This window comes from Aquimarina aquimarini, from assembly GCF_900299535.1.
GTDB classification, from domain to species: domain Bacteria; phylum Bacteroidota; class Bacteroidia; order Flavobacteriales; family Flavobacteriaceae; genus Aquimarina; species Aquimarina aquimarini.
In genome coordinates this window covers 36,013-54,645 of the sequence record NZ_OMKE01000018.1, presented here as the reverse complement: position 1 = coordinate 54,645, position 18,633 = coordinate 36,013, and the positions used below count along the sequence as shown (strand labels likewise).

General features: G+C 33.6%; 14 protein-coding genes. 7 read left to right on the top strand and 7 right to left on the bottom strand.

The annotated features are described in order from the left end of the window. The first annotated feature begins 78 nt into the window (after positions 1-78). Together DG508_RS10085 and DG508_RS10080 are read left to right on the top strand one after the other, a co-directional pair. The gene (locus DG508_RS10085) at positions 79-426 is read left to right on the top strand and encodes an arsenate reductase family protein (protein WP_108868020.1); all 348 of its coding nucleotides are present in this window, start codon (positions 79-81) and stop codon (positions 424-426) included. Between the two features lie 3 nt (positions 427-429). Further along, positions 430-1,323 carry a DMT family transporter gene (locus tag DG508_RS10080; RefSeq protein ID WP_108868019.1) on the top strand — a complete coding sequence of 298 codons (894 nt, stop codon included), beginning with the start codon at positions 430-432 and terminating at the stop codon, positions 1,321-1,323. Positions 1,324-1,361: 38 nt separating this feature from the next. Here DG508_RS10080 and DG508_RS10075 read toward each other — a convergent pair whose 3' ends face one another. Next, the gene (locus DG508_RS10075) at positions 1,362-1,838 is read right to left on the bottom strand and encodes an acyl-CoA thioesterase (RefSeq protein ID WP_108868018.1); all 477 of its coding nucleotides are present in this window, start codon (positions 1,836-1,838) and stop codon (positions 1,362-1,364) included. Positions 1,839-2,066: 228 nt separating this feature from the next. Here DG508_RS10075 and DG508_RS10070 point away from each other — a divergent pair, with 228 nt between their 5' ends. Both DG508_RS10070 and DG508_RS10065 read left to right on the top strand, forming a co-directional pair. Then, positions 2,067-3,035: a YheT family hydrolase gene (locus DG508_RS10070; protein WP_108868017.1), complete on the top strand. Its 969-nt coding sequence runs from the start codon at positions 2,067-2,069 to the stop codon at positions 3,033-3,035. Positions 3,036-3,675: 640 nt separating this feature from the next. Further along, on the top strand, positions 3,676-6,969 hold the full coding sequence (locus DG508_RS10065) for a GEVED domain-containing protein (protein WP_234418213.1): 3,294 nt from the start codon (positions 3,676-3,678) through the stop codon (positions 6,967-6,969). Positions 6,970-7,055: 86 nt separating this feature from the next. Here the strand turns inward: DG508_RS10065 and DG508_RS10060 are convergent, their stop codons facing one another. Continuing rightward, the gene (locus DG508_RS10060) at positions 7,056-7,769 is read right to left on the bottom strand and encodes a 3'-5' exonuclease (RefSeq protein WP_108868015.1); all 714 of its coding nucleotides are present in this window, start codon (positions 7,767-7,769) and stop codon (positions 7,056-7,058) included. Beyond that, positions 7,759-8,925 carry a serine hydrolase domain-containing protein gene (locus DG508_RS10055; protein ID WP_108868014.1) on the bottom strand — a complete coding sequence of 389 codons (1,167 nt, stop codon included), beginning with the start codon at positions 8,923-8,925 and terminating at the stop codon, positions 7,759-7,761. The genes DG508_RS10060 and DG508_RS10055 overlap by 11 nt, the downstream gene beginning before the upstream one ends. A 234-nt stretch (positions 8,926-9,159) precedes the next feature. Between DG508_RS10055 and DG508_RS10050 the strand changes: the two genes are divergently transcribed. After that, positions 9,160-9,375, top strand: a complete 216-nt coding sequence (locus tag DG508_RS10050) for a VF530 family protein (RefSeq protein ID WP_108868013.1) — start codon at positions 9,160-9,162, stop codon at positions 9,373-9,375. Positions 9,376-9,508: 133 nt separating this feature from the next. Here the strand turns inward: DG508_RS10050 and DG508_RS10045 are convergent, their stop codons facing one another. The 3 genes from DG508_RS10045 to DG508_RS10035 form a co-directional block, all read right to left on the bottom strand. Next, entirely contained in the window at positions 9,509-12,970 is a 3,462-nt protein-coding gene (locus tag DG508_RS10045) for a DUF5689 domain-containing protein (RefSeq protein ID WP_108868012.1), read from the bottom strand. 307 nt (positions 12,971-13,277) lie between these two features. Then, complete coding sequence (locus DG508_RS10040) at positions 13,278-13,757, bottom strand: hypothetical protein (RefSeq protein WP_108868011.1); 480 nt, start codon at positions 13,755-13,757, stop codon at positions 13,278-13,280. Positions 13,758-13,913: 156 nt separating this feature from the next. Then, positions 13,914-14,888, bottom strand: coding sequence for an endonuclease/exonuclease/phosphatase family protein (locus tag DG508_RS10035; protein WP_108868041.1), 975 nt, complete (start codon positions 14,886-14,888; stop codon positions 13,914-13,916). Between the two features lie 122 nt (positions 14,889-15,010). On the opposite strand from DG508_RS10035, the gene hflX reads away from it, so the two are divergent. Beyond that, the gene (gene hflX / locus DG508_RS10030; protein WP_108868010.1) at positions 15,011-16,219 is read left to right on the top strand and encodes a GTPase HflX; all 1,209 of its coding nucleotides are present in this window, start codon (positions 15,011-15,013) and stop codon (positions 16,217-16,219) included. Positions 16,220-16,228: 9 nt separating this feature from the next. On the opposite strand, the gene DG508_RS10025 is transcribed toward hflX, so the two are convergent. Then, on the bottom strand, positions 16,229-17,257 hold the full coding sequence (locus DG508_RS10025; RefSeq protein WP_234418212.1) for a DUF3078 domain-containing protein: 1,029 nt from the start codon (positions 17,255-17,257) through the stop codon (positions 16,229-16,231). Positions 17,258-17,542: 285 nt separating this feature from the next. On the opposite strand from DG508_RS10025, the gene DG508_RS10020 reads away from it, so the two are divergent. After that, positions 17,543-18,550 (top strand): dienelactone hydrolase family protein, encoded by a 1,008-nt coding sequence (locus tag DG508_RS10020; protein ID WP_108868009.1) that lies wholly within the window; start codon positions 17,543-17,545, stop codon positions 18,548-18,550. Positions 18,551-18,633: the final 83 nt, after the last annotated feature.

The following is an 18,633-nucleotide window of genomic DNA, read 5'->3' as shown; positions in this document are numbered from 1 at the left end:
TTTTAGCCAAAAATATAAGATTTAATTGTAAAATGGATTTCCTTTGCGGTGATTTTGATACTTAAAATATAATTAGCTGTGAAAAAGATATACCATTTATCGACTTGTGATACTTGCAAACGTATTAGAACTGAATTAGAACTTTCTTCGGATTTTATTTTTCAAGACATCAAAACAGAGGCTATTACTGTGTCACAAATTGAAGAAATGCAAGATTTAGCTGGTAGTTACGAGGCTCTATTTAGTAAAAGAGCCCGATTGTACAAAGAACGGGATCTTAAAAACAAATCCTTATCAGAGGGCGATTACAAAAAATTAATTCTTGAACATTACACTTTTTTAAAACGCCCTGTTATCATAATTGAAGATCAAATTTTTATTGGTAATGCAAAAAAAACGGTAGAAGCTGCCAAACTAGCTAAATAATCAATGAGTAAAAGAACATTAGCTCTTATTGCTGCAAGTTTTGTAGCTGTTTTTTATGGAGCAAATTACACCATTGCCAAAGATGTAATGCCTCATTATGTGCAGCCTTTTGGTTTTATTGTAATACGAGTATTGGGCGCAGCACTATTATTTTGGGCTATTGGATTATTAGGGCCAAAGGAAAAAATAGCTCATAAAGATTTTGCAAGAATCGCTGTAGCAGCCTTATTTGGCGTAGGGATCAATATGCTTGCTTTTTTTGAAGGCCTAAACCTTACCACTCCTATTAGTGCCTCTGTACTTATGGTGACTACCCCTATTATTGTACTCATACTAGCTGTGATATTCCTGAAAGAAAAAATACGAATATTAAAAATAATAGGAGTATTGGTTGGACTTTCTGGAACATTACTTATCATTCTTTACGGTTCGGGAAGCTCGGGAACATCAGCAAATCCAATGCTAGGGAATTTTCTGGTTTTCATTAATGCTGCTTCTTATGCCTGTTATATCATTGTTGTAAAAAAGATTACTCAAAAATATCATCCCTTTACTTTTATGAAGTGGATGTACACCATTGGATTTATATTTGTCTTGCCTTTTGGATTTTCGCAACTACTAGATATACAGGTTGATTCAATCCCTCTTGATGGTTATCTAAAAATTGGTTATGTTATTCTTTTTGCTACATTCGGAACTTATGTTCTAAATATTTTTGCAATAAAAGAGCTCAAGCCTACTACTGTTGCCGTCTTTATTTACCTACAACCCCTTTTGGCATCAACATTTGCCATTGCACTAGGCAAAGATGAGTTAGATATCATCAAAATAGGAGCAACTTTCTTGATTTTTGTTGGAGTATACCTAGTCACCAAAAAACCGAAAGCATTGTCCTAAATCAGAGACATATAATCAACTAATTATTACACTAAAAACTAGCTTAAATCTACTGGGGTTTTAGCAAATTTTCTAGTATCATCTTTGGTTAAGACCCTAAAATCATCAGGGTGCTCCATTTTTCTTAACAACTCATTCATTTCTTCAGGAAGTGCAATTAATTTTCGACTGTCTAAGTCTATCCATGCTCCCATCATTTCGCATCTCGCAAAATTCCTTCCTTTTTGATCGTAATAATTATGTCTGAATTCAAAAAATTTTCCATCTTCACTAAGACCTGAAACCTCTAAAGAGACCTGTATAGGCTTTCCATAAAACACTTCTTTAAAATAATAGATATGTTCATAAAACACAATAGGTCCAATATTAAATTTGGCTAACGACCTTTGGTCAAACCCGTTTTCTATCAAAAATGCCATTCTGGTATGTGCTGCAAATTCTATGTATGCTTTATTAGCAAGGTGGCGGTTTGCATCTATATCATTCCATCGAATTTCAAATTCTTTTACATGCATACTATATATTTTTTATAAGATTGCAAATTACAAAATAATTTATCTCATCAATATCCGTTCTTTATATTTATATCCTACCTAGAAAATAGATTTTCAAGCCAAAAAGAAATTAATATAGGATTAACAAATCCATTTATCCTGTTTTGATAAACTCTTAGGTCTTCTTATTTTTAACACAAAAGAGACTTTTTGATAAGGAACATAACTAAATAAAAACACTTCACACTAATGCCAATAATAGAATCTAAGTATTCCCCTCCATTTTTATTTAGAAACGGGTATATCTCTACTATATATCCTAATATGATAAGAACTGTAAAAAATGTTTTTCAAAAAAGAGAACGAATACCTCTTGATGATGGAGATTTTATCGATCTGGATTGGAGTTCTAGCACTACTCCAAACTCAAAAAATGTAGCTGTAATTATCCATGGTCTTGAAGGTAACGGGCAACGACAATATGTATTGGGCCTAACAAAACACCTTAATAACAACGGGTGGGATTCTGTAGCCATGAATCTAAGAAATTGTAGTGGAGAGGTAAACCGCCTTTATAGATCGTATCATGCAGGTGTAAGTGAAGATTTGGATTATATCATCCAACATATTCTCAAAACGTATTCTTATTCAAACATATCATTATGCGGATTTAGTTTAGGAGGTAATATTATGCTAAAATACTTAGGAGAAAATCACGAGTCGGTAAAAGAAATAAAAAGTGCTGTAGCTGTATCAGTGCCATGTGATCTTTATAATTCATTATTAGAAATCAACAAACCATCTAATTATATTTATCAGCGACGGTTTATCAATCACCTCAAAGCTAAACTGTATCAACGTCAAATTTTGTTTCCTAAAAAGTTAAGTATATCAGATATCAAGAATTGTAAGTCTCTCATTGATATCGACAATTTATACACCAGTAAATCACATGGTTACCAAAACGCTATGGATTATTATTCCAAATGCAGTAGCAAGCAATTTATAAAGTACATACAAACACCTACACTGATTCTCAATGCTAAAAATGACTCTTTTTTAGGAGATCGTTGTTACCCAATTGAAGAATCTAATACTAATAAAAAAGTGTTTTTAGAAATTCCAGATTATGGAGGTCATGTAGGGTTTTATCTACCGAATAATATTTATTATAATGAGCTACGCACTTTGGAGTTTTTTAAAACCATAACTCTCTAATAGTTTACGGGTTAGAATAAGAAAAAAGTAAAAATATTATGCGTACACTGTAGTTTTTTGAATTTATTATAAAAAATATAACATTTTATTAAGATTAATCTATATATTGCTCATAATAATATCTTCACACACTATATTGTTCATCATTTTTTATGTAGTACTCCATAATTATTAAAACATCAATTATATCAAATTAAATATATAAGCACTTCAGTTTTGTGTGACCATATCGGTAATTATATTTAGGGAAAGTAATTGGATTGATTTATCAATTCGAATGTGTTGGGGGACACAATAGCCTTATAATTACTGAACTCCCTTTCTAATCGATGAAAGGGAGTTTTTTATTTTCAAAAAAGTCCTTTTTCACACCTCAAGCACCACCTGTAGCGAGATTCAAAATATTCACAAACAACACATATTCAAAATATTACGTTTTTAAAACAAGTAAGTTACGGAAAAACATCATATCAGTTTTTTCTTACAAAACTACTACTAAAGCTTTGTTAATGTTTTATAAAGCAAATTCTTTTCCTTTTATCGAAAAAACTTTTTTTACTAACAATAATTCAAGAATTTTAATCTTTTACTTGTAATTTTTCAAGGAAAGAACTCAAATATAAACACAAAACTAACAAAAATGAAAAAACGCTACCAAAAACCCATTTTTATGGGTTTTAAAAATCGACTACACTCAAAACTCAACATTTTTGCAATTGCTGCAGCATTATTTTTTTCGGGAGGACTTTTTGCACAAACGCCCCAACAAAAGCAATTAATTGCACAAAAAAGTAATTTATCAAAACTCAATGAGTTACGAATAGAGTCTGCTCAAAAAGCAACCTTACAAAAACAAGAAGCACTACAAGCAGCAATACTAAATGGATGGCAAGTTAAAATCTCAAATACTAATGGAAGCTTTTCTGAACTTCAAAAATTAGCAGAAGACGGAAGTCCTATTTATTATACTACCTTTAATGTAGCTGCAGCAAAATCAACCAGAGCTGATCACCTTCATTCTGGTGGATCTTTAGGTCTTAACCTTGATGGTCAAAATATGACCGCTTATGTTTGGGATGGTGGAGCGACAAGAACCACACATCAAGAGTTTGATGGCCCTGGCGGTAGTAATAGAGTAATCATTAATGATGGGGTAACTACTCTAAACGGAAATAGTTTTCATGCACAACACGTGACAGGAACAATTGTTGCCTCTGGAGTACAAGCCAATGCAAAAGGAATGGCTCCTCAAGCAAAGGCAAGAACAAGCGATTGGAACAATGATGCTTCTGAAGCAACAACGGCTGCATCAAATGGTATGTTACTTTCTAATCACTCTTATGGTTTTAGAGGAGACCTAGTGCCTGATCAATATTTTGGTGCTTATATTGATGAATCTAGAACTTGGGATCAAATTATGCATAATGCACCGTATTATCTTATGGTCGTTGCCGCTGGTAATGATGGTAACAAAGATACTTATAACGCACAACCTCTTGATGGAAATTCTCAATACGATAAACTAACAGGGCATTCTACATCAAAAAACAACCTTGTTGTTGCCAATGCAAACGATGCCAACGTCAATGCCAATGGAGATTTAATTTCTGTAAGTATTAATAGCAGTAGTAGTGAAGGTCCTACTGACGATTATAGAATTAAACCTGATATTACTGGTAATGGTACTCAAGTATACTCTACTTATGACAATAGTGATACTGCATATAATAGTATTACTGGTACATCAATGGCATCACCTAATGTAACAGGTAGTCTTTTATTACTACAACAGCACTACAACAACCTTAAAGGGAACTTCATGAAAGCCGCTACTCTAAAAGGGTTGGCTTTGCATACAGCAAGTGATATTGGTCCTTCTGGTCCAGATGCTGTACATGGTTGGGGACTTCTGAATACTAAAAAAGCTGCAGAAGCAATTTCTAATGCTGGAAATTCTTCTAAGATTGAAGAATTAACCTTGACTAGTGGTCAGAGCTATACTATAACTGTAGATTCTGACGGAACTAATTCTTTGGTTGCTTCTATTTCATGGACAGATCTACCAGGAACAGCAGTAACTGCAACAAATTCTAATACTCCTGTTCTAGTAAATGATCTTGACATAAGAGTATCTAAAGGAGCTACAACATATAGCCCATATAAATTAACGAGTATTACTACAAATGCAACAGGCGATAACACTGTTGATCCTTATGAAAGAGTTGATGTAAATAATGCTTCAGGAACATATACAATAACAGTAACCAATAAAGGTACTTTAAGCGGAGGAAGTCAAAACTTCTCTCTTATAGTTACTGGAGCATCAGGAACTCCTGTAGTATGTACAGCGACCGTACCTACAGGAGTATCTTCTTCTGCTGTTGGTTCTGATACCGCTACTATTGGATGGACTGCTGTACCTGCAGCTTCTTATGACCTAAGATACAGACAAACTGGAACGACAGCATGGACTACCGTAGCGGTAACAACTTCTTCTCATGTGATTAACGGGCTATCGCCTACAACTTCGTATGAAGCACAGGTAAGAAGTAAATGTAGTGATGGCACAACTTCTAACTATAGTGCTTCAACCAACTTTACTACTACCGATGTACAGCTAAACTACTGTAACTCTAATGGACAAAATACTTCTGATGAATACATCAGTAATGTAAAATTAGGAACTATTAATAAAACATCTGGTGCTGGAACTGGAGGGTATAGTGATTTTACCGCAGAATCTACAACACTTGCAAGTTCTAATACCATTACCATTACTCCTACTTGGACTGGAACAACCTATAGTGAAGGGTATAGTGTGTGGATTGATTATAACCAAGATGGAGATTTTGCTGACCCAGGTGAACAAGTATGGTCGAAAGCTCCCTCTAAAACAACTCCCGTAAGCGGAACTTTTAATGTACCAGCTACTGCAAAAACAGGAAATACTAGAATGAGGGTATCTATGAAGTATAATGCAGTACCTAATCCTTGTGAGGCTTTTCAATATGGAGAAGTAGAAGATTATACCGTAATCATTGGGGGATCTGGAGGGGATACTCAAGCTCCTTCTGCACCAACCTCATTGGCCGCAGCTAATATTACCAATTCATCTCTTTCTCTATCATGGAATGCCTCTACTGATAATGTAGGTGTTACTGGATATGACGTATATCAAGGTAATACTATTGCTACATCAGTAACTACAACATCAGCTAACATAACAGGTTTAACAGCAAATACAACGTATCAGTTTAGTGTTAAAGCAAAGGATGCCGCAGGAAACCAATCCGCAGCTAGCAATACAATTAACGCAACTACAACTGGGGTGCCTTCTACATATGAGGTAAAACTCAGAATTACTTTTGATAAGTATCCACAGGAAACAAGCTGGGAAATTAAAAATGCTAGTAATCAAGTAGTACACTCTGGAGGAACTTATGGATCGCAGCCTGATGGATCAACTTTGAATATTACTAAAACACTCGATACTGGATGTTATACCCTAGTATTCAAAGATTCTTTTGGTGATGGAATTTGCTGTTCTTATGGAAATGGATCTTATGAACTGACCAATGTAGCTTCTGGAACCGTATTAGCTTCTGGAGGAAACTTTACCTCTCAAGATACTTCTAACTTCTGCATTGATGCAAATCCAGCATTACGTAATACAGGTTCAAATATAAAAACAAGTACAAAACACACTACTCTGTTTGATATCTATCCTAACCCTACAAAAGGCTATATAACCATTGTAATGGAGAAGTCTGAGAGAGCAAACTATACGATTACTAATAAAGCTGGTCAACTAGTACACAAAGGGTATGTATCTGGAAACAAAATTGAATTAAACAATCTACCTGCTGGAATGTATTTTGTATCGGTTACTTCTGGAAATAAGACGTATACCAAAAAGTTAATTTTACAGAAATAAGTCTTTAAAACTAAACTGAATTCTTATAAGCGCCTTTCATTAATCTGAAAGGCGTTTTATATTTAGACTCTAATAAATTAATTCGTCTACACAGAAATCACCTCATCATCACTCAATAATTCTTCTTGACGCATTCTTAATAAAATCTGCGCAACAGCAACGGTATCTTTTTCGCAGTAGATAATAATACGATCGATATCTTGATCTTTATAAAAAACTTCTCGCACTTGGCTACCATCTATATCATCTTTGGGAGAAGGAATTCCTAAAATTTCCGTAAGCAACTTTAATGAAGTATAATGTTTATAGTCACCAAATTTCCATAAATCTAGCGTATCCAAATGTGAAACTTCCCATGGTTTTTTACCAAAAAGATTGAGTTTATGAGGCAAAGCAATAGAGTGAATAATCATTCTACGAGCTATATACGGAAAATCAAACTCTTTACCATTATGAGCACAAAGCAAATGATGAGGTCTTCCAAAATGGGTTTCTAGTAAGTTTTTAAAATCTATTAATAACTGTTTTTCTTCTCCATAAAATGATTTAGTTCTAAAGGATCTCATTTCTCCTTTGAAAGCAAAATATCCTACTGAGATACATACTATTTTACCAAATTCTGCCCATATTCCTGCCTTTTCATAAAACTCTTCTGGAGAAAATTCATCTTTGCGTTGATACTTGGTCTTATCAGCCCATAGATACTTCATCTCTTCACTAAGTTCTTCAAAATTCATATGCTCAGGAACAGTTTCTATATCTAGAAACAAAATATGTTCAAGATTGAGTTTATGAAGCATCTTCTATCATTTTATAAGCTTCTTCAATATATATATAGAAATCCTCTGTAAAACTTTTCCCTAGAGGGAACTGCCCTCTATTATGCCCTAATCTCACAATTACTAAATTATCTTCGGGAATACATATTACATATTGCCCCAAAATACCACGCATAGCAAAAATGCGTTTATTCATATGATTGGACAGCCATAATCCATATCCATACATAGATCCATTATCAAATTTTGGTCTCGTTGCCATCTCGACAAACTCTTCTGATAATATTCGTTTTCCAGCAAACATCCCTTTATTTTTAAACAATGTGCCGAAACGAGCAAAATCTCTTGCATTACTTGCAATACAGCAGTATGCTTTTTCCATTCCACTATCTTCACTATCCAATTGCCATAAAGCTTCATTTTTCATCCCCATAGGTTTCCAGAAACTTTCACTTAGATATGCAGATAGTGTTTTTCCTGTGGCCTTTTCTATAACCATACCTAATAACTGTGTATTACCACTTAAATATTCATATTCTTGTCCTGGCTCATCAACAACACTCAATCCCAGCATCACATCTCTAATATTTGGATCATAATACGCTCTTGCTGTAATAGAAAACGGATTGGTATAATGTTCTATCCAATCTAATCCCGATGACATTGAAGAAAGATCTCCAACAGTAGTTTTTGCGGCAAGTCCTTGAGAAAATTCAGGAAAAAAATCTCCCAATGGCTGATCCAGGTTTTTTATGTATCCATCCATTATAGCTTTTCCTAACATGGCAGTCACAATACTTTTTGCCATAGAAAAAGAATTGGTTTTAGAATCTTTGTGGTAACCTTCTGCATACTTCTCATACCAAATACTATCATTTTTTATTATCATAAAAGCAACAGTACCCAACTGCTCATTGGTTGCACTCAACCTATCTGTAGCTTTTGTTTTATTATAGTCATGATGCAATGCCCAAGGTATCGCAGTATCTCCTTTTTCTATAGTATGATTATCAAAATAAGAATAATCATCAATATAGGCAGTTGTATGACCTGTTATATACACGACTCTTATTCCTTTGAGAATGTAGTCGTAATCAAAAATATATAATAAAGCTGTACAAAGTAGGACCAATGCAAGAAGTCCTTTTACAAAAGTTTTAAGTATTCGTTTAATCATTTTATAAAGATTATTTTGTAGTACCTTGCTATAGTATAGTTAATCATACAAAAGAACGGTATGAAATCTGGTAAACTAGCAAATTACTCATATCATTACAGATATAGCTAATGTAAGAAAATTAATCCCATTTTTAAGAAGCGATTATCCTTTGTCTGTCTAGATAGAATAATCATAACCCTTTATGTATCTTTGTATCAAAATATGTAGATCAAAAACATAGCAAAAAAGGATATGCAAGAACAACCTAACAACCCATTACATGGTATAAAGCTGGCTGATATTGTAGAACATTTGGTAGTGCAATATGGGTGGAAAGAATTAGGTGTACTAATTAATATTCAATGTTTCAAAAATAACCCTTCTATCAAATCCAGCCTTAAATTTTTGCGTAGAACCCCATGGGCAAGAGAAAAAGTAGAGAAATTATATCTCAAGTCTATTAAGTAAAATAACGTATTCAAAAAGTATTGATTTTATAAATTGTCAGTCAGAGCCTGTCGAATACTACTTAAGAACCATTAGGTTAAAAATTCGACAGGCTTAATTGACATCTCTTTTTGCTTAGAAGAACATGTGGCACTTAATTTTTCATTACCTTTTTAGTAACGTTTAAAGTTCCACTAGTATTAGACATATGAACTACATAAAACCCTTTTGGGTACAGATTCATATCAATAGACAAAATAGATTTTCCAACAGTAAGCTTCATCGTTTGAACATAAATTGTTTTACCTGTTATATCTGTAATGGAAATAGCTACATCACCTTGTGTAAAAGTATTAACTTCTACAGATAATTTTTCTTCAACAGGGTTAGGAGAAAGTAAGATATGGGCTTCTTCTAAACCAAAATCACTACTAAGTAATTCACTTTCTAGAGCGGTAGGCTTTTTGGTAGAAATATTTGTAGCACTCTTGTTGTTAGAAATACGTTCATCAGACTCAATACACATAATTGCATCAAGATCGTACCCATCTGCAAACCAAGGAAAAGAGTCTTTGTCACTTGTATCTACCACCTTGATATATTTTGCAGAACGTAAATTACCAGTAGCAAGATCAAATTCTCCATCTTGACAAGTAGTTCCCAAGGAAACAAATTCTATCCCATCCTGAGATGCAAATACTTCTGCTGATTCTGGATAGTATTCACATGAAACATTGTCTAAAAAGCCTGTAGATTCAAATACAATAAATTCATTGGTATCTGGATTATCAAAAATTTCATTATCCAATTCTAAAGTAATCGACCCACCAAATCCAAGACTTACAAAATTAAAATACCTTCTTTCATGCGGAGCACCTATACTATTTTTAGCTTTCCCTCTAAGCCATGATATCTCACGACCATCTCTTCTTCTTCCTTGATCAAAAGCTACTATTGATGCAGCCATACATTGATTTTCTACAAATTGTGGTGTAAGTAAAAACCGTGCAGAAACTGGTAAATGATCTGAGGTGGTGAATGCATAATCATTATCATATACCTCATAATGAACCGTCACAGAGTTTGCTATATAAGCACTATCAAGCTCGTTGGTTATTGCAATATGATCGATCATATTTTCTCTAAAAACAAAAGACCTCAAACCTGCATCGCTTAATGCAGAAGATACAATACTATAATTCACAGTATCGTCTACGTATGCCTGAAAACTTGAAATAGTAGAAGGAATATCTGCAACAGTCTGATCAACATCATCATTATAATCCCCTAAAAGAATCACCTTATTATTTGCAAAATTAGTATCTAAAGAGTCTTTTAATACCTCTACATCATACCTACGCATATCATATCGATTCTGAGCACCAGAGCCTCTATTTGCTCTGGCATGCAATGCAATTAGATCCATGCGTTCTGTTACTCCATTGATAGTAATATCTGCTGTCATTAAGAAAGGTACTCTTCCGCTGGCATAAAAACGTGATGGTTCACTAGGATAATCAACAAGGGCCGATGCATCTCCTCCGTTATATAGAGGATGGATAGATGTAAACATCGCTCTTGTTTCTATTACTGAAACTGTTTTTGTATTATAAATAAATCCTAGCTTTTGTGATACTCCACCAGAACCTGGGCGAGAAACAGCATCAGAAAGAATATAATCATACCCTGGTAATAAACTCACTAATTCTGCAAACAAAGTATCATCTGCGATTTCCTCTACTGCGTATACATCTGCATTCAATTTTTTGAGTACAGTCGCTGTACTATCCCTCTGAATAGCATCAGAAAGAGGGTTTTGCCCTACTGGCGAATTGTTTTCATCGCCAAACCATTCTATATTCCAAGCAACAACATCAAAAGTATCTTCTTTGGGGTAACCCACTGTATCTCCTGGAGGAATAAACTCTACTGCACAGGGTATATCTGAGGATTGTCTAGGTAGTAATTGAAAAAAATCTCTATACCTTCCTACTACTCCAGTAATTTCTGAACAGGTAACAGGTTGTTCTTTTCCTACAACAGAAGCCACATCATTATCAATACGCAATTGTCCACTCCCGCTTGTATCAGTAAGTGTAAAATTAGAATTCCCAAATAGAATATCTCCTGGATTAGGAAAAGCAGGTTGTAACACTCTAACTAATTCGCCAGGGTGATTAGCAAGTGCTGCCAAAGTAATATCTATTGGGGTTATTGGATTTTGTGGCAGACCATTATGCACAACTTCTGTTACTGTACTAATCTGTATTTGGTCATTAAAAGTGGCTCTAATTCCTGTTATGGTAACAGAGTCTCCAACTTTCAAAGCTGCATTGGCTTGAATCTGATCATCAAAAATAGCGATACCTCCTGTCTCATCTTGTATAAATGCTGGCCCTCTAAAACTATCTGTGACTGTAAGCACTCCTGTAATTGTTACTGCTGTACCTACTACTGTTGCCCTAGCTTCTCTAATACTAATAGGGTCACCAGGAATCACAATTACACCTTGATTACTGGCTCCAGGAGTTGGCATCTTTGCTTCATAAGAAGAAGTATTACGCATTCCTCCTTCTCCATTAGGAATACGTTGTAATGATTCTTTATCCTTATTACCATTTACCCCTTCATTTACCTGTGGCTGATTAGGGTTCAGTAATACCAATAACTCCATATCGTCAGCATCATTGGTATCATATACAATTGCATCAATTATATTCTCTGTAATAACAGGAGTCCCATTAGGAAAATTAGTCGCCTCTCCAAAATACAAAACTACTGCATCTGCTCCATTTTGAAATGTATTACCTGGAACCACCAAATCAACATTGGTTACACCAGCATTACCAATTACAAAATATCCTTGTGCATTTGTAGAAAACCCATCTAGATTAATAGCATTGTAACTGGCATTATTACTTCCATTATAATTTACCAATACATAACTATCTAGTGGTGTATTCCCTACACCACCATCATACAATTCTACAAATTCTAATGTATCAGAACCTTGAGTATCTGCATCAATTTCATTAATTACAAGCATGGCCAAAGAAGCTTCAAACGTTTGATTTGTGTTTACAGTTCCATACGAATTTGCAGTAGTAGTCTCCCAAACAAATGCGGCAGCACTGGTTCCAGTACCTGATAATTGCAGAGAACTCCCTACAGCCGTATTACTGGATTCTGACACGCCAATATCTGTACTTGTCAATCCCAAGGCTGGACCATCTATTGCAGTAATTACCCCTTCATAACTCAAAAATTGAACAACTGTATTAGTAGCATCAACCAATGCAATCCCATCAGGAGAGCCATTTTGCAATCCATTGGTAGGAAATATTTTTACCATGGTTCCAAAACCATTTTGTTGATCTGTAATCACTCCCGAAATAGAAATTGTATTATATACAGAATTATTTGATCCGTTATACAAAACAAGACTCCAACCAGTAAGATCTGTTCCAGCTGTTCCCGCAATTTCAATTGCTTCTTCTACATCTGTACTTGAGTTATCGTAGTGTATCTCATTAATAAATACAGATTGTGCAAACCCATTTTGAATCCCTATAAGATAAAAGACAACCAATGGAATTAAGAGTAGTTTTAACTTCATGACTTTTTGATTTATGTGTGTGATTTTTTGAATAGTGTTAAGATAGAACGTTATCAAAACAATGTCTGTCTTCGAATGTTAAAAAAAGTTTATCATTACTTCTTTATAAAAAAATATGCCCTTAGAAACTTTATTGTCCAAGAGCTGATAAATTGTTTCTTCATCTTATTAAAGATACAATTTAAAACCTTAAAAAACCAAAGAAACTATATTTTACCACCTATATAACAATCAGTTGCACACCAATCTTGTCATATAAAAAAGCACCTCATATGAGGTGCTTTTCTAGAATAGCATTTACTTACTTTTAGTTATTCACAGTTATCGTTTTCCATTGGCGACTATAGGTTGCTCCTGTATTTTTATTATACATCTGGAAGCCTATTCTCCACTTAGCAGTATTTCCATTTCCAAAAGTTGGAAACTTTGCCGTTACCGTACTAGGTTTATCATTATAGGTCTGTTTATGTTTCCATTTTCCATTTTTACGCACTTGGAAACGCACTTTGAATCGTCTTAAATGGCTTGCCACGGCATTTTGTTCTGCTTGAGGTATGATCACACTATACACCTCATCTTCGTATGCATTGATATTTGCATTGCCATATACCCCCGCAGGCCATCCTATGGCAATTACCGCTTTTGCAGCAGCATTATCAACAATCTCTACTTCGGTTTTTTCTGACACTAATGTTTCATCGGTTTCAGAAAGATCATTTTTACTACAGGAAAACAATAATAGCCCCGTACATAAAAAAACTAGTTTTCTTAAATTTTGTGTTTTCATATTCAAAAAAGTTATTTGTTCGTTTGACGAATATAGAAGGTGCTTAAATCAAAGAAGTCCGAAAAGATTGAAATTCAATCTTTTCGGACTATTTCTGGGGCTTTCACCTGTTTTCTGCCCCGTTAAACACCTTATAAGAATTAAGGTAGAAGCTATCTATTCATTATGTTTTACTCTTACATATACAGGAAAATGATCACTATACCCACCTGTATATTTTTTACCAGAATACGTTCTAAAAGGAGTTCCCTTATAACGGCCTTTATAAATTTTAAGAAAATCTTTATCAAAGATACCAGCATCAGAAAAACTGTGTTTCTCTTTCTCATACCTATGAAAATTATGACTGAAGATAATCTGATCAAAGAGATTCCACTGGCTTCTATAACTAGTACTCCCTCGGTAGCGAGTATGTAGTTTTTCCATCGGATTAAAAAGATCATTTTGTACCAAATGTTTTTTGACACTTTCACTAAAAGGATCATCATTAAAATCTCCCATAATAATAATTTTCGCCTCAGGATCCTGATCTGTGATCTGATCTATAACCTCTCGATTCTTTTGTGCTGCCACAATACGTTTATAGCCCGTATCTTCTACTCCTGTGCGTCTGGATGGCCAGTGATTTATCAAAACATGAATCTCTTCTTTATTCAATATTCCTGTTACCCAAAGGATATCGCGGGTATAATCTCGCACTCCTTCATCATCATGTATCATTACAGAAATTGTTTCAGAATTTGTAACCTCAAAATATTGTTTCTGATACAACAGTGCTACATCAATACCTCGTTCATCAGGAGAGTTGTAATGTACAATACCGTATTCTTTTTGCTTGAGATGTTTTGAATCAACTAGGTCTTCCAGAACTTTTTTATTTTCTGCCTCTGCTACACCGATCAAAGCAGGGGCTTTCCTTGTTTTAGAAAATCCAATATTAGAAATAGCGGTACCAAGCTTCACTATTTTTTTTTCATATCTCTTACGATTCCACCTTTTTTCTGCGTCTGGCAAAAAATCATTATCCAAAGTATTAGGATCATCTCTAGTGTCAAATAAGTTTTCAAGATTATAGAATGCTATAGTATAATGATTTGTATTTTTTTTTCTGAAATAGAATTTATTGGCCATCACATTTAATTTTACAAGAAACCATTTATATTGTTGATTCTTGAGCACATAATTATCGTACTTTTGTACATTTGTTTGAAGGCACAATATAATAAATTAAGATATAGAAGATCAGTTAGCTAATGTTAGAAAAGAAGGAAATAGCATACGAGAAAACAGTTTTGATAGGAATTGTCACCAAAAATCAGGATGCAGACAAGCTTGAAGAATTTTTGGATGAGTTAGAGTTTCTCACCTATACTGCTGGCGGTGAAGTCGTAAAGCGATTTACACAAAAAATGGATATGCCCAATTCTAAAACATTTATCGGAACTGGTAAAATGGAAGACGTGAGGGCTTATGTTGAACAACATGAAATAGGAACTGTTGTTTTTGATGATGAATTATCACCTGCCCAGTTACGTAATATTGAGCGTATTCTAAAAGCAAAAATCATTGACAGAACCAATTTGATACTTGATATCTTTGCACAACGTGCTCAAACAAGTTACGCTCGAACTCAGGTAGAATTGGCACAATATCAATATTTATTACCCCGATTGACTGGTCTGTGGACTCACTTAGAGAGGCAACGTGGAGGGATCGGTATGCGTGGACCAGGTGAAACAGAAATAGAAACTGACCGCCGTATTGTAAGAGATCGCATATCATTATTAAAAAAGAAATTACTTACTATCGATAAACAAATGGCTACCCAACGAGGTAATCGTGGTAAGTTGGTTCGTGTAGCACTAGTAGGATATACAAATGTTGGTAAATCTACATTGATGAATGTTATTGCCAAAAGTAAAGTTTTTGCAGAAAACAAACTTTTTGCAACACTAGATACAACAGTAAGAAAAGTGGTTATTGGCAACCTTCCTTTTTTGCTTAGTGATACAGTAGGTTTTATCAGAAAACTACCTACACAACTTGTAGAAAGTTTTAAAAGCACACTAGACGAAGTAAGAGAAGCTGACTTATTATTACATGTTGTTGATATTTCTCATCCACAATTTGAAGATCATATAGAATCTGTAAATAGAATTCTAAGAGAAATAGATTGTACAGACAAGCCAACTATAATGGTTTTTAATAAAATTGATGCATATCAACATGAAACTATCGATAGTGATGATCTAATTACAGAAAAAACAAAAGCACATTATACCCTAGAGGAATGGAAACAAACCTGGATGAGTAAAATTGGTGACAATGCTCTTTTTATTTCGGCTATCAATAAAGAAAACATTGATGATTTCAGAAAACGAGTATACAAAGAAGTGAGAGATATCCATGTAACCCGTTTTCCTTATAATAACTTTTTGTACCCAGAAATTGTAGAGGAATAGAAATCAATATCAAAACTCATATTTAAGACCCAAGCCGATTACTTCTCGTATTTGAAATCCACTAGTAGCATTATCATCATAGATTGATTGAAAAACAAAACTACCTGTAATATATTCATTTACAAGTAAATTCACATTCAATGTATAATCAATATCTACATTGGCTGGGTCTTCTATATAATTAGAATAGAGATTCAATAACTGTTCTATCGTTACATTTTTTAGCACAGTAATCTTAGCATACGCAGCTAGAGACCCCCCAAATTCAAATCTGGAATCCTCCCCTGTATCTACCCCAAAATAATCCCCATCTTCATATTCTTCTCCTACAGTAAATTGATCATCTACAAATATCAAACGCGCAGTAACAGGTGCGATATTAAAGTGCAGGTTATCACTTTTTTTCCACAATACTCCTGGCCCAATTTGTATAAATGCAGGAGAAAAGAAATGAGTCTCTTCTGTACGAATCGTTTCTTCTGTATCAGGATCTTTGGTGAATCGATATCCTTTTGCAAATTGAGATCTAAAATTCACAAACAAAGAATAGTTCCAAAAACTCTCTCCTATTCTTTGTCCCAATCTAGAATTAAACTCTATTCTATCATTTGTTTTTCGAGCAAAACTCTCATCTTTCAAAAAAGTTAACCCATAATCTGCAATAACTTTATTATCCCATGTCAACGTTTTCTTTTTATAATTAAATTCAAAATTCAAGCCTGTATTTCCTGCAATATTAGAGGTTCCTCCTCCTTGCCAATCATAATTAAATGCTGATTGATTGAATAGTAAAGAAAAATTAGCCTTAGTCTTCCAACCCACCTGTTCTTTTTCTTTTGGCTTTTTTGGTGTAATTTCTTTAAGTTTTTTTTTCAGAACAATCATATTCAAGTCATTAGGTGTGCTTTTTAAAACACTATCTAAAGCACGTTTCAAATCTAACTGTATTGAATCAAGATATTTTACTTTTTCTTTTTCCTGCCCCGAAGTTTTAATCACTAGGAAAAGCATGGAAATAGCTAAAAAAAACCTTCTCATTTGATCTTCTATTTCAGGGGTAGGACACAAAGATACGGTATGCACTTAGCTTTTTCAAATTAGAGATATTCATATCACAACACTTTATAAAAATTACTTTTTAATCAATCTGTATTTATTCCCTATTAACATAAGCACTTCAATGCCATATTATTTGGCGTATACATACACTATTAATGTTAACCGTAGGTTAATGGATAACAATCTTTTAAAAAGAAACGATATTTAAGATATTTTTGAAATAGCCTCTGTATAAATTATCATTAATTAAGATTAGAAAAAACGATGAGATACCTAAAAACATTAATTTTATTTTCTTGTTTTATGAGCATTTGTAAATTATCTTTTGCACAGTGCGACAAAGATTTAGACATGTTTAATCATTATTCTGTTAAGTTAGAAAATGACACAATAAATTATCACACTTATGCTAAAAGAAATATTGACTCTCTAACCACAATACTTCTTTACATCCAGGGTTCTAAGGCATCCTCTTTATATCAGGTAAAAAGAGAAAAAGAGAAATCTTGGATAGGAACTACAGTACCTATAAATCTTAAAAATATTCCCAATAATTACCTTTTTGTATTGATTTCTAAAAAAGGGATTCCGTTTTGCACCAAATTAGATGAGGATATTCCTGTTCCTGAATCATATTATAAAAACCAAACTCTTGACTATAGAACACTTCAAGCGGATCAAGTGATTAAAGATTTAACTAAAAGACATAAAAATAATTTTAAAAAAATAATTGCACTTGGACATTCTGAAGGCAGTGATGTTATTGCTAAATTAGGAACCATAAATAACGATATAACTCATTTTGGGTATTGGTCTGGAGGTGGGTACACTCAATTTCTTGATTTTATAACCTTTATTAGAAAAAAAGTAGACAAAAATCAAATAAGTGAGGAAGAAGCACAGATAGAAATAGACTCTCTTTTTAATACCTTTAAAGATATAATGAAATACCCTAATGCCACAGACAAATTTTGGGAAGGAAAAAACAATAGTTATAATAGATGGAGTCATTTTTCTGAACCTCCCATTGAGAATTTATTACAGATTAACAAACCAATATTTGTTGCCATAGGAACAAAAGACCAAGCTGTACCCATAGAATCTGCTTATTTAATACCTATTGAATTTATTAGGCATAAAAAAAATAACTTAACTTTTAAAACTTATCTCAATCTAGATCATGGATTTGGAAAAGAATTAAAAAACGGAAAGTTTGAAGAACATTGGGATGACATATTTAAAGATTTTTTAGAATGGGTAAATAAAGAATAATGTTTGCTAACTCTACATACACCTATAACAATCAACCTTCTTACTTTTACATTTTTGAGAAATTATAAGTCTTATTTAAAAAC

Excerpts from the sequence above, each read along its gene's own strand:
- DG508_RS10050 (WP_108868013.1), top strand. The coding sequence starts at position 9,160 with ATGCAAGAACAACCTAACAACCCATTACATGGTATAAAGCTGGCTGAT.
- DG508_RS10060 (WP_108868015.1), bottom strand. The coding sequence starts at position 7,769 with ATGCTTCATAAACTCAATCTTGAACATATTTTGTTTCTAGATATAGAA.
- DG508_RS10065 (WP_234418213.1), top strand. The coding sequence starts at position 3,676 with ATGAAAAAACGCTACCAAAAACCCATTTTTATGGGTTTTAAAAATCGA.
- DG508_RS10035 (WP_108868041.1), bottom strand. The coding sequence starts at position 14,888 with ATGGCCAATAAATTCTATTTCAGAAAAAAAAATACAAATCATTATACT.
- hflX (WP_108868010.1), top strand. The coding sequence starts at position 15,011 with ATGTTAGAAAAGAAGGAAATAGCATACGAGAAAACAGTTTTGATAGGA.
- DG508_RS10055 (WP_108868014.1), bottom strand. The coding sequence starts at position 8,925 with ATGATTAAACGAATACTTAAAACTTTTGTAAAAGGACTTCTTGCATTG.
- DG508_RS10025 (WP_234418212.1), bottom strand. The coding sequence starts at position 17,257 with ATGAGAAGGTTTTTTTTAGCTATTTCCATGCTTTTCCTAGTGATTAAA.
- DG508_RS10045 (WP_108868012.1), bottom strand. The coding sequence starts at position 12,970 with ATGAAGTTAAAACTACTCTTAATTCCATTGGTTGTCTTTTATCTTATA.
- DG508_RS10075 (WP_108868018.1), bottom strand. The coding sequence starts at position 1,838 with ATGCATGTAAAAGAATTTGAAATTCGATGGAATGATATAGATGCAAAC.
- DG508_RS10020 (WP_108868009.1), top strand. The coding sequence starts at position 17,543 with ATGAGATACCTAAAAACATTAATTTTATTTTCTTGTTTTATGAGCATT.
- DG508_RS10070 (WP_108868017.1), top strand. The coding sequence starts at position 2,067 with ATGCCAATAATAGAATCTAAGTATTCCCCTCCATTTTTATTTAGAAAC.
- DG508_RS10040 (WP_108868011.1), bottom strand. The coding sequence starts at position 13,757 with ATGAAAACACAAAATTTAAGAAAACTAGTTTTTTTATGTACGGGGCTA.
- DG508_RS10080 (WP_108868019.1), top strand. The coding sequence starts at position 430 with ATGAGTAAAAGAACATTAGCTCTTATTGCTGCAAGTTTTGTAGCTGTT.